This window comes from Rhizobium sp. ZK1 (assembly GCF_047782645.1).
GTDB lineage: Bacteria > Pseudomonadota > Alphaproteobacteria > Rhizobiales > Rhizobiaceae > Rhizobium.
The window spans coordinates 4,275,918-4,289,825 of record NZ_CP180586.1 but is presented as its reverse complement, the minus strand read 5'-3'; the positions used below and the strand labels follow the sequence as shown (position 1 = coordinate 4,289,825).

Below are 13,908 nucleotides of genomic sequence, written 5' to 3'. Positions count from 1 at the left end.
GTCAGGGAAATGCCTTACCGGGGTTCCGACAGCTTGCTTCAAGGAGAGAATGACATGGCAAAAGTAATTGGTATCGACCTTGGAACGACAAATTCCTGCGTCGCAGTCATGGACGGCAAAGACGCAAAGGTCATAGAGAACGCGGAAGGCGCGCGTACGACCCCTTCCATGGTGGCATTTTCCGATGACGGCGAACGCCTCGTCGGCCAGCCGGCAAAGCGCCAGGCGGTCACCAACCCCACGAACACACTCTTCGCCGTAAAGCGCCTCATCGGCCGCCGTTACGAAGATCCGACCGTCGAGAAGGACAAGCACCTCGTTCCCTTCACCATCGTCAAAGGTGACAATGGCGACGCCTGGGTCGAAGCCAACGGCAAGGGCTACTCGCCCGCACAGATTTCCGCGATGATCCTTCAGAAGATGAAGGAAACCGCCGAGTCCTATCTCGGTGAAAAGGTCGAAAAGGCCGTCATCACCGTTCCCGCCTACTTCAACGACGCGCAGCGTCAGGCAACCAAGGATGCCGGCAAGATCGCCGGTCTTGAAGTGCTGCGCATCATCAACGAACCTACCGCTGCAGCGCTCGCCTACGGCCTCGACAAGAAGGACGGCAAGACGATCGCCGTTTACGACCTTGGCGGCGGTACCTTCGATATCTCGATCCTCGAGATCGGTGACGGCGTCTTCGAAGTGAAGTCAACCAACGGCGATACTTTCCTCGGCGGTGAAGACTTCGACATGCGCCTCGTCGAATATCTCGTTGCCGAGTTCAAGAAGGACAACGGCATCGACCTGAAGAACGACAAGCTCGCCCTGCAGCGCCTCAAGGAAGCTGCCGAAAAGGCAAAGATCGAGCTGTCCTCTTCGCAACAGACCGAAATCAACCTGCCGTTCATCACGGCTGACGCTTCCGGTCCGAAGCACCTGACCCTGAAACTGACCCGCGCCAAGCTCGAAAGCCTGGTCGACGATCTCGTTCAGCGCACCATCGCTCCGTGCAAGGCAGCCCTCAAGGATGCCGGCGTCACTGCAGCCGAGATCGACGAAGTCGTTCTCGTCGGTGGTATGAGCCGCATGCCGAAGGTCCAGGAAGTCGTCAAGCAGCTGTTCGGCAAGGAACCGCACAAGGGCGTCAACCCGGATGAAGTCGTTGCTCTCGGCGCAGCCATCCAGGCCGGCGTTCTGCAGGGCGACGTCAAGGACGTTCTGCTTCTCGACGTGACCCCGCTGTCTCTCGGCATCGAAACGCTCGGAGGTGTCTTCACCCGTCTGATCGAACGCAACACGACGATCCCGACGAAGAAGAGCCAGACCTTCTCGACTGCCGACGACAACCAGCAGGCCGTCACCATCCGCGTCTCGCAGGGCGAGCGTGAAATGGCTGCCGACAACAAGCTGCTCGGCCAGTTCGACCTCGTTGGCCTGCCGCCGGCACCGCGCGGCGTTCCGCAGATCGAAGTCACCTTCGATATCGACGCGAACGGCATCGTGCAGGTTTCGGCCAAGGACAAGGGCACCGGTAAGGAACAGCAGATCCGCATCCAGGCTTCCGGTGGTCTTTCCGACGCCGACATCGAAAAGATGGTCAAGGATGCCGAATCGCATGCCGCCGAGGACAAGAAGCGTCGCGAAGGCGTGGAAGCCAAGAACCAGGCCGAAAGCCTGATCCATTCCACCGAGAAGTCGCTCAAGGATTACGGCGACAAGGTTTCCGAAGCCGACCGCACTGCAATCTCCGACGCGATTGCCGCTCTGAAGTCCGCGACCGAAGCAACCGAAACCGACGCCGAAGACATCAAGGCCAAGACCCAGACGCTCATGGAAGTGTCCATGAAGCTCGGCCAGGCGATCTATGAAGCCCAGCAGGCCGAAGGCGGCACTACCGACGCTTCGGCTGAGGATGACAATGTCGTCGATGCCGACTACGAAGAAGTCAAGGACGACGACCGCAAGAAGTCCGCGTAATCGTGGGCTGGCGGCCTTTGCTAGACGATAGACATCCGGCTGCTCACCATGGCAGCCGGAAATCCATTTCCGGGGCTTAAATTGGCAAAAGCGGACTTTTACGAAACTCTGGGTGTAGCCAAGACGGCGGATGAAAAAGAGCTGAAGAGCGCCTTCCGCAAGCTGGCAATGAAATACCATCCGGACAAGAACCCGGATGACAAAGACGCCGAACGCAAGTTCAAGGAAATCAATGAAGCCTACGAAACGCTGAAGGACCCGCAGAAGCGCGCTGCCTACGACCGTTACGGCCATGCGGCCTTCGAGCATGGCGGCATGGGTGGTCCCGGCGGCGGCGGATTTGCAGGTGGCGGTTTCTCCGACATCTTCGAGGATATTTTCGGCGAGATGATGGGCGGCGGCCGTGGACGGCAACGCTCTTCGGGCGGCCGCGAACGCGGCGCCGACCTTCGCTACAATATGGAAATCTCGCTGGAAGAGGCTTACTCCGGCAAGACGGCGCAGATCCGCGTTCCGACGTCGATTACCTGCGACGTCTGTTCCGGCTCCGGCGCGAAGCCCGGCACGCAACCAAAGACCTGCGGCACCTGCCAGGGTTCGGGCCGCGTGCGCGCAGCACAGGGGTTCTTTTCGATCGAACGTACCTGCCCGACATGCCATGGTCGCGGTCAGATCATTCCCGATCCGTGCCCCAAGTGCCACGGCCAGGGCCGTGTGACCGAAGAGCGTTCGCTTTCGGTCAACATCCCTGCCGGCATCGAGGACGGCACCCGCATTCGCCTGCAGGGCGAAGGCGAAGCCGGCATGCGCGGCGGCCCGGCGGGCGATCTCTATATCTTCCTGTCGGTGAAGCCGCATGAGTTCTATCAGCGCGACGGAGCCGATCTCTATTGCGCCGTGCCGATCTCCATGACGACGGCAGCGCTCGGCGGCACCTTCGATGTGGCAACGCTCGACAGCACCAAGTCGCGTGTCACCGTTCCCGAGGGTACGCAGGCGGGCAAACAATTCCGCCTGAAAGGCAAGGGCATGCCGGTGCTGCGTTCCAGCCAGACAGGCGACCTCTACATCCAGATCCAGATCGAGACGCCGCAGAAGCTTTCCAAGCGCCAGCGCGAGCTTCTGCAGGAATTCGAGCAACTCTCCTCCAAGGAGAACAATCCGGAATCGACGGGCTTCTTTGCCCGGATGAAGGAATTCTTCGAGGGCTGATCTCGATATCTTTCAAGGTTACAAAAGCCGGAGGGTTCCGCCTCCGGCTTTTTCGTGCGCGCCCCAAGCCGGGACACATGTATCAGGCCGGGACGCAGGCCGGCACACAGATGTCTTGTGTTAACGCAGAGACCGGATGATGCTTGCAAGTTCCTGAAATCCATACTGTCTTTGGCCCGTAGTCCGGGACTAACAGAGGGTATATCCATGTCGGCAACGAACTTTTCCAACTGCCTGTCCGAAGATGTCGATGCGCTGGCAGGTGCGCTCTATACGTGGTGCGCCGAACGCAATATCAAGCTCCGCAGCCAGCAGGGCCTTTCGATCGCCAGCATCGCGATCGACCTTTATCATGCCGGCCATCAGACACAGGATGCCCTGCTCGTTGCGCTGCACGAGCGCGAGCTTCACTGAATCTCGATAGTTTCAAGGATGCTTGGAACGCTTCAGGCAGCGTTTTCGGTTGCCTGACCGCTCATGAGATTGAGGATCGTCTTGACTGCCTGCTTGCCCGCAGACGAACTCAACCTGTCATAGCTGACCGCCAGCTCATAAGCCTCGGGGCTCAGCTCAACACGATTGGTGAACTGGGAAATGCCGGCACCTTCGAAAAGCTCGGAAATATCCACTCCAAGGAAGACCGCTATCTGATGCAGCTTGCTGGCAGAGACGCGGTTCGTCCCCTTCTCGTATTTCTGAATCTGCTGGAATGTAAGGCCCAGCGCTTCACCGAGTTCCAGTTGAGAAACACGTCGGCGAGCGCGAAGTTGTCTCACGTTGCGACCGACAATGATATCAACCGGATCTGGCACTGCAGCATTCTCTCCCGATAAACCCTTTATTTACCATATAGCGTCAGCTGAATATCTCAACCCGGAAGTTGCAAATTTCAACCGACTTTTTTTGGCATTATACCGCCTAAACAGTTGTCTCATTGAACATTATACAACCTTTACTCCTCATTTGATCACTTGACGGCGATATCGCAAAAAATTGAACACCCTTTAGTTGACTTCATTGCATCGGCGATAGTTAGTCGCGCCGACCCCCTAAGACGCATCCGACATGAGGCTTCGAATACTGCGATGATATCCTCTCCCACCGGGAAATCTGATGCCGACAGTATCGTCATCGATATGCGCCGCCAGAGGCTGACGATGATCCTCGACTCGTTGAAATCCTTGCGCGGCTCGATAGAAAACCGGCCGGATCTTCTCTACTGGATCGAAAAGGCGATTGCAGAGGCCGAAGCGCAGCTGGAGGCTCCCGTCCCTCGCAGGCATTAGAGACATAAGCAGCTCTCAGCCTTGATATCCGTGCGGCTTCGGCTTAGCTGTCAGCGCTAATGATTCCGGATATCCGATGCCGCACAAGGTTTCCCTTTCCCGCCTGAAGCTGACCGATTTTCGCAATTACGCATCGGCCTCGCTTTCGCTCGACGGGCGGCATGTGGTGCTGACCGGTGACAACGGCGCCGGCAAGACCAACCTCATGGAGGCTGTCTCCTTCCTCTCGCCCGGACGCGGGCTGCGCCGCGCCGCCTATGGCGACATCACCCGCGTGCATGCGACGGGTGGGTTTTCTATCTTTGCCGAACTCGATGGCATGGAAGGCGATGTCGAGATCGGCACCGGGATCGATGCCAGCGACGAGACGACCACGCGCCGGCTGCGCATCAATGGAACGACCGCGAAAACGATCGACGAGCTGACGGACCATTTGCGCGTACTCTGGCTGACTCCGACCATGGATGGGCTCTTTACCGGCGGCTCGTCCGACCGCCGGCGGTTCCTCGACCGGCTGGTGCTGTCGCTCGACCCTGAACATGGCAAGCGGGCGAGCGATTTCGAACGTGCCATGCGCAGCCGCAACAAGTTGCTCGACGAAGGCCGTTTCGATCCGTCCTGGCTTTCCGGTATCGAGGAGCAGATGGCAAGCCTCGGCATCGCCATGGCGCTCGCGCGGCAGGAAATGCTCGGCCTGCTGACGCGGCTGATCGAAGAATGCCGCGAGACCTCCCCCTTCCCGTCAGCATCGCTGCAGCTCTCGGGCTTTATGGACGGCCAGTTCTCCAGGCCTTCGGTCGACTTGGAAGACGAATATGCGTCAACGCTCGCCGCCAACCGTTATCGCGATGCCGGCGCCGGACGCACACTGGAGGGGCCGCATCGCGCCGATCTCATCGTGCATCATCGCGAGAAGCAGATGGGAGCAGCGCGCTGCTCGACCGGTGAGCAAAAGGCCCTGCTGGTGGGCCTTGTGCTTGCCCATGCGCGGCTCGTCGGCAATCTCACGGGCCATGCGCCGGTTCTGCTCTTGGACGAGATCGCCGCCCATCTCGACGAGGGGCGCCGTGCTGCATTGTTCGACCTCATAGACGGGCTCGGCGGCCAGGCCTTCATGACAGGAACGGACCATCAGATGTTTGCGGCACTTGGCGAGCGGGCACAGTTTTTCACGGTTGCCGACGGAAGGGTTTTCGAATGAGCGATAGCGCTTCTCCTGCCGGTTCGGGGCGTGATAGCATCAGACCTATGGAACCTCTCGGCCCGGACGAAATTGCGCGTTATCATCGTCATATCCTGCTGCCGGAAATCGGTGGCGCGGGTCAGCAGAAGCTGAAGGCCGCGCGCGTGCTGGTGATCGGCGCCGGAGGGCTTGGTGCGCCGATCCTGCAATATCTGGCCGCCGCAGGCGTCGGCACGCTTGGTATTGCCGATGACGACCGCGTTTCCCTTTCCAATCTGCAGCGGCAGGTTATCCACGATTCCGGCACGATCGGCGAGCTGAAGACGGAGAGTGCAGCGCAAGCGATTACGCGACTGAACCCGCATATCAAGATCATCCGGTTCACCGAGCGCTTTTCGGCAGACGTTGCGCGCCGACACCTTTCGGGCTTCGATCTCTTGATCGACGGCTCCGATAATTTCGACACACGATATGCGGCTGCCGATGCAGCCGAGGAAGCGCACATCCCGCTCGTCACCGGTGCAGTCGGCCGCTTCGACGGATCGCTGACCGTGCTGAAACCCTATGAGACTGCCGAAGACGGTACGGCCAATCCCGGCTATCGCGACCTTTTTCCCGAAGCACCACCGACCGGACTGATCCCAGCCTGCGCGGAAGCCGGGATCATCGGTGCACTCACGGGCGTTATCGGCACGCTGATGGCCATGGAGGCGATCAAGCTCATTACCGGTGCAGGTGAACCGCTGATCGGCCGGCTGCTGCTCTATGATGCGCTATCGGCCCGTTTCGATACGATCCGCTACAAGCGCCGGCGCGCGAGGCAGAGCAAGACCGCATGACGCCTTTTCGCATCGATGAGGGCTTTGCCCGCTGGAATGAGCTGCTTGATCTCGTTCTCGCATCCTTCGCCTATATGGAAGGCCGCATCGATCCGCCCTCTTCCGCAATCCGCCTGACGGTGGAATCGCTGGTGGAGAAAACAAGGGTGGAAATTGCTTATACCGTGGAGAATGACGGACGGCTTGCCGGATGCATTTTCCTGCGCCCGGAGACGGACTGCCTCTATGTCGGAAAGCTTGCGGTTCTGCCATCGGCACAAGGCAAAGGCGTCGGCCGTCGCCTGCTTGATATCGCCGAGAAGACGGCGTGCGATCTCGGCCTTTCGGCATTAAGGCTCGAGACGCGGATAGAACTCGTCGGCAATCACTCGACCTTCGCCGCCTGGGGCTTTGTCAAGACCGCAGAGAAGTCCCATCCTGGCTTCACGCGCGTGACATTTATCGAGATGCGGAAAGCGCTTGCCGGCTGAGGTGGGAGGCCTCACCGTCCGGGCAGCACCCGGTTCGGCGGCCGGTGACCGTCCATGAAGGCGCGGATGTTGATGATGACCTTGTCGCCCATTTCCGCACGTCCCTCGATCGTCGCCGAACTCATATGTGGCAACAGCACGACCTTGCCCTCGTTGGCGAGCTTCACCAGCTTCGGATTGACGACAGGTTCGTTTTCGAAAACATCGAGGCCGGCGCCGGCGATCTTTCCTTCTCGCAGGCATTTGATGAGAGCCGCCTCGTCGATCACGTCACCGCGGGCGGTGTTGACGAGATAGGCGGTCGGCTGCAGCAACGCCAGGCGTCGTGCCGAGAGCAGATGGAAGGTCGCTGGTGTCGAGGGGCAATTGACCGAGACGATGTCGACGCGAGCGAGCATCTGATCGAGGCTTTCCCAATAGGTCGCCTCCAATTCGTCCTCCGTCGCTGGATTGACGCGCTTACGGTTATGATAATGGATCGACAGGCCGAAGGCCCTGGCGCGTCGCGCAACAGCCGTGCCGATACGGCCCATGCCAACGATGCCGATGCGCTTTCCATGCATGCGACGGCCGAGCATCCAGGTGGGAGACCAGCCGGCCCATTCGCCGGGCCTGTCGGTCAGCACGCGCGCACCCTCGCCAATCCGGCGCGGCACGGCGAGGATCAGCGCCATGGTCATGTCGGCAGTGTCCTCGGTCAGCACATTCGGCGTATTGGTGACGGTGATGCCCTTGCGGGCGGCGGCTTCGACATCGATATGATCGGTACCGTTCGAAAAGCTGGCGATCAGCTTCATCTGCGGCCCGGCCTGATCGATGAGGGCTGCGTCGATCCGGTCCGTTACGGTCGGAACGAGCACGTCACAGTTCTTGACGGCTTCAGCAAGTTCGACGGTGGATCGCGGCGTGTCATCGATATTCAACTGGGCATCGAAGAGCTCGCGCATGCGGGTTTCGACGACATCGGGCAGCTTGCGGGTTATGTAGACCTTGGGTTTTTTCTTCGTCGTCATAGCGGCTTGCGGTGCCTTGTTCAGAGGTCTTTAACCAAGTTGGGCGATCATTTCCCCGTTCCGGGCATTTTCTACCAGACCCGCACGCGAAGACAAACAAAACTCGCGAGGCGATCGGGGAATCCCGGAAAACGAGCAGGCAAGGCCTGCTTCGAATTCGAGCCAATGGAAGCTTCCATGCGTCGCACTGTTCTGAAGTCCTGCCTCGTCCTGGCGATTGCCATTGCCGTGTCGGCAAGCAGCATCGAATTTGCCCAAGCCCAGGCGGCCAAGGGGCCGAGCGGCCTGCCGCTGCCGCGATTCGTGACGCTGAAGTCCAAGCGCGTCAACCTGCGTATCGGCCCGGGAACGGATTACGCCGTTTCCTGGCTCTATCTGAAGTCTGGGTTGCCGGTCGAAATCATCCAGGAATATGACAACTGGCGCCGTATCCGCGATGCCGACGGCACCGAGGGCTGGGTCAATCAGTCGCTGCTGTCAGGCCAGCGCGCCGCTATCGCCGCGCCGTGGATGAAGGGCAAGGGCAAGAGCGTCTATGTCAACCTCCGCCGCGAAGCGCAGCCGTCTTCCAGCATCGTCGCCAAGTTGGAGCCCGGCGTGATGATCACGATCGGTGAATGCAGCGGAGAGTGGTGCTTCGCAAAGACCGACGGCGCCGAGGGCTGGGTGGCGCAGTCGGAAATCTGGGGTGCCTATCCGGGCGAGGCTTTTAAATAAGGCCTGCCTCCTTTGCGGCTTCGGACAGCGACCTCATCGGCCGCGGGCCGATCTGCTGGATTACGATGCCGGCGGCAAGGCAGCCGAGCTTGCCGCAATCTTCCAGGGTGCGGCCTTGGGTGTAGCCGTAGAGGAAGCCCGAGGCGAAGAGGTCGCCGGCGCCGGTCGTGTCGACGACTTCGTTGATCTTGATCGCATCCACGTAATGGCGCTCGTTGCCCTTCAGGATCACGGCACCGTTCTCGCTCATGGTCACGGCGGCGATCCTGCAATCCTTGGCGATCTTGTTCAGCGCTTCTTCGAAATCGTCGGTCTCGTAAAGCGACAGCACTTCCTGACGATTGGCGAAGACGATATCGACTTTGCCCGACCGCATGAGATCCAGGAACTCACCGCGATAACGATCGACGCAGAAGCTGTCGGAGAGCGTCATCGACATTTCGCGGCCGTTCTCATGGGCGATGCGGGCGCAATCAAGGATCGCCTCCTTGGCGCGCGGCGGATCCCAAAGATAACCTTCGAAATAGGTCACCTTGGCATCGGCCACGACATCTGCTTCGACATCTTCAGGCCCGAGTTCGACGCAGGCGCCGAGATAGGTGTTCATCGAGCGTTCGCCGTCATCGGTGACGAAGATCATCGAACGCGCGGTCGGGGGGAACGTGCCCTTGGCCCTAGTCCGGTAATGGACGCCCTGGGCACGGATATCATGCGCGAAGATCTCGCCGAGCTGATCTTCCGCGACCTTGCCGAAATACGCGGCCTTGCCGCCGAGGCTTGCAACGCCGGCGGCCGTATTGCCGGCGCTGCCGCCGGACGCTTCAAGCGCCGGACCCATGCGGGAATAGAGCAGTTCGGCACGGTCGGCATCGATGAGATTCATCGCCGCCTTGGTGATCTTGTTGTCAATGAGGAACTGGTCGTCGCAACGGGCGATGATATCGACGATTGCGTTGCCGACTGTCAGAACATCGAATTTTGTCATGAAATGGGAAGTCCCGGATTTGTGATAGCCGGTAGTCGGTCTTAGCGAAATTTGCCGGCATTGAAAGGATAAAGAGCAGATCACGCTCTAAGTCTTCGTAAAATTGCCGTTTATCCGTCATGCCGCTGTCACCTTGCCCGCCTAAAAACAGTGTTGGCAAAACCGGCATGCAGGTATCTCGTATGGCCGATATGGGAGGGATGATCCCTTCAGTCATACCGGGACGACGCTGACCACGGATGAACTGGCAGCATCGCTACCGGCTATCCGGCAAGGTCCGGATGCGGAAAAGCGGGCTCGGCCCGTTTTTTTGTTGCAGCGCGAAAGATATTGCGCCCATGGCATTTGTCATGGCTGGCAATTTGCTGCTAGACCTCTGCAATCCTCGCCGAGCAGCAGTTTATGTCAGCCATCATCTTCGACGTTCTTCCGATCTTCCTTCTCATTCTCATCGGCTGGCTGATCGTCCGCGTCGGGGTGCTGACCACAAATGTCGGCGATGGCTTGAGCGAGTTCGTCTTCAAGATCGCCGTGCCCCTACTGCTTTTCCGCACCATCGCCGAAGCCGATTTCCATGGCGCATCGCCTTTCCGGCTCTGGATCGTCTATTTCTCCGGCGTCGCGGTGACATGGACGGCCGGGCACATCGTCGCCACGCGTTTCTTCGGGCGCGACGAGCGAATCGGCGTGCTCGCCGGCGTATCCTCGGCCTTCGCCAACAATATCTTCATCGGCCTGCCGCTGGTCGAGCGCACCGTGGGCAGCGAAGGGCTTGTCGCCCTTTCCATCCTGCTTGCCGTGCATCTGCCGATCATGATGGTGGCCGGCACCATCATGATGGAACATGCCGAACGCAAGATTTCCGGCAAGAGCGACCGAAGCATTACTCTGGTATTGAAACAAATCGGCTTGAATCTGCTGCACAATCCGCTCGTTATCGGCATTGCAGCAGGTGCCGTCTTTCACGTGTCAGGCCTGACCATGCCGGCAACGATCAGCTCCGTCGTGGGGCAGATCGCCGGCACGGCCGGTCCGGCGGCGCTGATTTCGCTCGGTATGGCGCTGCGGAAATACGGAGTCTCCGGCAATGTTGGGATCGCCAGCGCAACCTCAGCCTTCAAGCTGCTGCTGCTGCCCGGCTGTGTGTGGGCAGCAAGCCATCTTTTCGGCCTCAGCAACGAATGGGCGGCGGCACTGGTGCTGACCTCGTCGGTGCCGACAGGGGTGAATGCCTGGCTGATCGCCAACCGCTTTGGCGTCGGCCACAGCCTTGCCGCGTCGACGATCACGGTGACCACAGCGCTCGGCGCCATCACCGTTTCCTTCTGGGCCTATGTTCTCGGCGCCTGAGGCAGCAAAAAGCCCGGCTTTTGACCGGGCTTCTTCTCGAAAAAAACTCGTCGTTCTTACTGCGTTGCAGTCGGAGCATTCGGATCCGGCAGCGGAGCCGGTGAATCTGCCAGCGTGTGCAGATAGAGGATGACGTTGGCGCGATCCTGATCCTTGGGCAGACCAGCAAAGCCCATGGCAGTGCCTGGAACGTCCTTCTTCGGCGCCAGCAGGAATTTGTTGAGGTTCTCGAAGGTCCAATGTTCGCTGCCACCCTTGGAGAAATCCTTCATGGCAGAAGAATATGCAAAGCCTTCATGCGAGGCGATGGGGCGATCTACGACACCAAAGAGGTTCGGACCGACTTTGTTCGGTCCGCCTTTGGTGCCGTCATGACAGGCCTGACACTTCTTGAATACGGTTTCGCCGGCCTTGGCATCGGCGCTGGCAAGAAGCTTTGCGATCGGAACGGCAGCAGCGGCAGGTGCGCCTTCGCCGCCGGCGGCGGGTGCTTCCTCGGCAACGATGGCAAAACCTTCCTTCTCCGGCGCTTCGGAATGGAAGATCCCCTCGGACGCGATGGAGACCGACATCAGAACGAAGATCGTTCCCAGCAGTGCCCCCACGGCCGTATTGACGTATGAATTCATCTGCAATGCTCCCCTTGCAGCCGGCAGACCAGAAACCGGACCATCTTGAAATTGCGCGGAACCTATGTCTTTTGGCTATTCGTTGCAACTGTCTAAATGGTCTTGTGCGTGAGACTTTTTGCCACTTTCCAGCCCGGATTAGAAGGCCTGAACAATGACTGATTCAAAATTAGATGACGTGCTGGTGCTGATCCCAGCGCGCATGGCCTCCACCCGCCTTCCGGGCAAGCCGCTGGCCGATATTTGCGGTTTGCCAATGATCGTACAGGTGGCGAAACGGGCACAGGAAGCGGCGATCGGCCGGGTGGTTGTTGCCGTCGACGACCAGCAGGTTTTCGATACCGTTGCCGCGGCGGGCTTTGAAGTGGTCATGACACGCCAAGACCATCAGTCTGGCTCTGACCGCATTTTTGAGGCGCTGAACAAGGTCGATCCAGACGGGAAAGTCAAAATCGTCGTGAACGTCCAAGGTGACCTGCCGACGATCGAGCCGGAAACGGTGCGTGCAGCTTTGCGTCCTCTTGAGAACGAGGCTGTCGATATTGGAACGCTGACGACCGAAATCGATAACGAAGAAGACAAGACTGCGCCGCAGATTGTGAAAATCGTCGGTTCACCGCTGTCCGACAGCCGTCTGCGTGCGCTCTACTTCACCCGCACGACCGCGCCTTACGGCGTAGGGCCTCTCTATCACCATATCGGGCTCTACGCCTACCGACGTAGCGCACTCGAGCGTTTCGTCTCGCTTGGTCCATCGCCGCTCGAAAAGCGCGAATCACTGGAGCAGTTGCGGGCACTCGAAGCCGGCATGCGCATCGATGTCGAGATCGTTGACACCGTTCCGCTCGGTGTCGATACTCCAGCCGACCTCGAAAAGGCGCGGCGCATTCTGTCCGCGAAGGCCAACTGACGGATTTTCTTCATGAACATCAAAACCAACAGGATCGCCTTCCAGGGCGACTTCGGCGCCAATTCCGACATGGCGAGCCGCGACATGTTTCCGACCATGGAGCCGCTGCCCTGCCAGACCTTCGAGGATGCCTTCACGGCGGTCGACAATGGTGATGCCGATATCGGCATGATCCCGATCGAAAACACAATCGCGGGCCGCGTTGCCGACATCCACCACCTGCTGCCGGAATCACGCCTGCACATCATCGGCGAATATTTCATGCCGATCCGCTTCCAGTTGATGGTACTGCCGGGTGTGACGAAGGACGAGATCCGCACCGTGCACAGCCATATCCACGCACTTGGCCAATGCCGCAAAATCGTTCGCGCCAATGGCTGGAAGCCCGTGATCGCCGGCGATACGGCAGGGGCTGCCAAGCTCGTCAAGGAAACCGGCGACCGCTCCATGGCGGCGCTTGCGCCACGCCTTGCCGCCGATCTCTACGGTCTCGATATCATCGCCGAGAATGTCGAGGACACGGAAAACAACGTGACGCGCTTCGTCGTGCTGTCGCGCGATGAGGAATGGGCAGAACGCTCGGCCAGCGACGAGAAGATCGTCACCACCTTCGTCTTCAACGTCCGCAACATTCCGGCCGCCCTCTACAAGGCGCTCGGCGGTTTTGCGACAAACAACATCAACATGACGAAGCTCGAAAGCTACCAGCTCGGCGGCAAATTTGTAGCGACGCAGTTTTATGCCGACATCGAGGGCCATCCGAACGACGCGAATGTACGCCGGGCCTTGGAAGAACTGCGCTTCTTCTCCGAGAAGGTCCGCATCCTCGGTGTCTACAAGGGCCATCCGATGCGGGGACTTCTTTAGGCGCTGCGGCCAGCAACGCAACAAAACCTCTCCGGCGCAGAGGCCGGAGAGGTTTTTCAAGCATGATCCACTATTTATTTATCCGGCTCACAAACACGCAACCGGTGCCCATCCGGATCCAGCACGACGAAGGTCGGACCGAAGTCGAGTTCGGTCAATTCCTGGGCGACGGGCAAGCCGCGATTGCGCCAGTCTTCGTAATGCCTGGCGACGGCGTTTTCGCCATCAACCATGAAGGCAACCTCGCCACGATTGCCGATGGCAGACGGTTGAGGCTCGACCTTGCTACGGCGCCAGAGGCCGAGGGTGAAGCCGCCATCGAGCGGGAAGGCGACGAAATTCGGCGTTTCCACGGCCGGCTCACGGCTCAGGATATTGCGGTAGAAGGCGGCGCTTTCGACGGGATCCTTGACATAGAGGATAATGAGATTGGGGCTGGCCATTTCGGCTCTCCATTGGGGTTGAAAGATGCCCGGCCGAAA

The 13,908-nt window shown here is 59.5% G+C and carries 16 protein-coding genes; 11 read left to right on the top strand and 5 right to left on the bottom strand.

What is annotated here, in order from left to right:
- Positions 1-54: 54 nt before the first annotated feature.
- From dnaK to ACK9YZ_RS21540, 3 genes are all read left to right on the top strand, one after another.
- A complete protein-coding gene (gene dnaK / locus ACK9YZ_RS21550; protein ID WP_416065101.1) occupies positions 55-1,965 on the top strand; it encodes a molecular chaperone DnaK in 1,911 nt (636 codons plus the stop codon).
- A gap of 81 nt (positions 1,966-2,046) precedes the next feature.
- Positions 2,047-3,177 (top strand): molecular chaperone DnaJ, encoded by a 1,131-nt coding sequence (gene dnaJ / locus ACK9YZ_RS21545; protein ID WP_216756518.1) that lies wholly within the window; start codon positions 2,047-2,049, stop codon positions 3,175-3,177.
- A 207-nt stretch (positions 3,178-3,384) separates the two neighbouring features.
- Positions 3,385-3,591: a hypothetical protein gene (locus ACK9YZ_RS21540; protein WP_183727500.1), complete on the top strand. Its 207-nt coding sequence runs from the start codon at positions 3,385-3,387 to the stop codon at positions 3,589-3,591.
- Between the two features lie 32 nt (positions 3,592-3,623).
- On the opposite strand, the gene ACK9YZ_RS21535 is transcribed toward ACK9YZ_RS21540, so the two are convergent.
- Positions 3,624-3,989 carry a helix-turn-helix domain-containing protein gene (locus tag ACK9YZ_RS21535; RefSeq protein ID WP_216756516.1) on the bottom strand — a complete coding sequence of 122 codons (366 nt, stop codon included), beginning with the start codon at positions 3,987-3,989 and terminating at the stop codon, positions 3,624-3,626.
- Positions 3,990-4,262: 273 nt separating this feature from the next.
- Between ACK9YZ_RS21535 and ACK9YZ_RS21530 the strand changes: the two genes are divergently transcribed.
- The 4 genes from ACK9YZ_RS21530 to ACK9YZ_RS21515 all read left to right on the top strand — a co-directional run bounded on the left by ACK9YZ_RS21530 (position 4,263) and on the right by ACK9YZ_RS21515 (position 6,955).
- The gene (locus ACK9YZ_RS21530; protein ID WP_216756515.1) at positions 4,263-4,463 is read left to right on the top strand and encodes a hypothetical protein; all 201 of its coding nucleotides are present in this window, start codon (positions 4,263-4,265) and stop codon (positions 4,461-4,463) included.
- Between the two features lie 76 nt (positions 4,464-4,539).
- A complete protein-coding gene (recF, locus tag ACK9YZ_RS21525) occupies positions 4,540-5,664 on the top strand; it encodes a DNA replication/repair protein RecF (protein ID WP_216756514.1) in 1,125 nt (374 codons plus the stop codon).
- Positions 5,661-6,485, top strand: a complete 825-nt coding sequence (locus tag ACK9YZ_RS21520; protein ID WP_216756512.1) for a molybdopterin-synthase adenylyltransferase MoeB — start codon at positions 5,661-5,663, stop codon at positions 6,483-6,485. Before recF ends, ACK9YZ_RS21520 begins: the two co-directional genes overlap by 4 nt.
- Entirely contained in the window at positions 6,482-6,955 is a 474-nt protein-coding gene (locus ACK9YZ_RS21515; protein ID WP_416065100.1) for a GNAT family N-acetyltransferase, read from the top strand. The genes ACK9YZ_RS21520 and ACK9YZ_RS21515 overlap by 4 nt, the downstream gene beginning before the upstream one ends.
- Before the next feature lie 11 nt (positions 6,956-6,966).
- Here the strand turns inward: ACK9YZ_RS21515 and ACK9YZ_RS21510 are convergent, their stop codons facing one another.
- Positions 6,967-7,968: a 2-hydroxyacid dehydrogenase gene (locus tag ACK9YZ_RS21510; protein WP_416065099.1), complete on the bottom strand. Its 1,002-nt coding sequence runs from the start codon at positions 7,966-7,968 to the stop codon at positions 6,967-6,969.
- A 177-nt stretch (positions 7,969-8,145) separates the two neighbouring features.
- On the opposite strand from ACK9YZ_RS21510, the gene ACK9YZ_RS21505 reads away from it, so the two are divergent.
- Positions 8,146-8,685: an SH3 domain-containing protein gene (locus ACK9YZ_RS21505; RefSeq protein ID WP_416065098.1), complete on the top strand. Its 540-nt coding sequence runs from the start codon at positions 8,146-8,148 to the stop codon at positions 8,683-8,685.
- On the opposite strand, the gene ACK9YZ_RS21500 is transcribed toward ACK9YZ_RS21505, so the two are convergent.
- A complete protein-coding gene (locus tag ACK9YZ_RS21500) occupies positions 8,678-9,670 on the bottom strand; it encodes an adenosine kinase (protein WP_216756505.1) in 993 nt (330 codons plus the stop codon). The genes ACK9YZ_RS21505 and ACK9YZ_RS21500 overlap by 8 nt on opposite strands.
- A gap of 402 nt (positions 9,671-10,072) precedes the next feature.
- On the opposite strand from ACK9YZ_RS21500, the gene ACK9YZ_RS21495 reads away from it, so the two are divergent.
- Entirely contained in the window at positions 10,073-11,020 is a 948-nt protein-coding gene (locus ACK9YZ_RS21495; RefSeq protein WP_216756504.1) for an AEC family transporter, read from the top strand.
- A gap of 56 nt (positions 11,021-11,076) precedes the next feature.
- Here ACK9YZ_RS21495 and ACK9YZ_RS21490 read toward each other — a convergent pair whose 3' ends face one another.
- Positions 11,077-11,649, bottom strand: coding sequence for a c-type cytochrome (locus tag ACK9YZ_RS21490; protein WP_416065097.1), 573 nt, complete (start codon positions 11,647-11,649; stop codon positions 11,077-11,079).
- 154 nt (positions 11,650-11,803) lie between these two features.
- Between ACK9YZ_RS21490 and ACK9YZ_RS21485 the strand changes: the two genes are divergently transcribed.
- Positions 11,804-12,559, top strand: a complete 756-nt coding sequence (locus ACK9YZ_RS21485; RefSeq protein ID WP_416065096.1) for a 3-deoxy-manno-octulosonate cytidylyltransferase — start codon at positions 11,804-11,806, stop codon at positions 12,557-12,559.
- A gap of 12 nt (positions 12,560-12,571) precedes the next feature.
- On the top strand, positions 12,572-13,426 hold the full coding sequence (locus ACK9YZ_RS21480; protein WP_183727476.1) for a prephenate dehydratase: 855 nt from the start codon (positions 12,572-12,574) through the stop codon (positions 13,424-13,426).
- A 74-nt stretch (positions 13,427-13,500) separates the two neighbouring features.
- Here the strand turns inward: ACK9YZ_RS21480 and ACK9YZ_RS21475 are convergent, their stop codons facing one another.
- Complete coding sequence (locus ACK9YZ_RS21475) at positions 13,501-13,869, bottom strand: VOC family protein (RefSeq protein ID WP_216756499.1); 369 nt, start codon at positions 13,867-13,869, stop codon at positions 13,501-13,503.
- Positions 13,870-13,908: the final 39 nt, after the last annotated feature.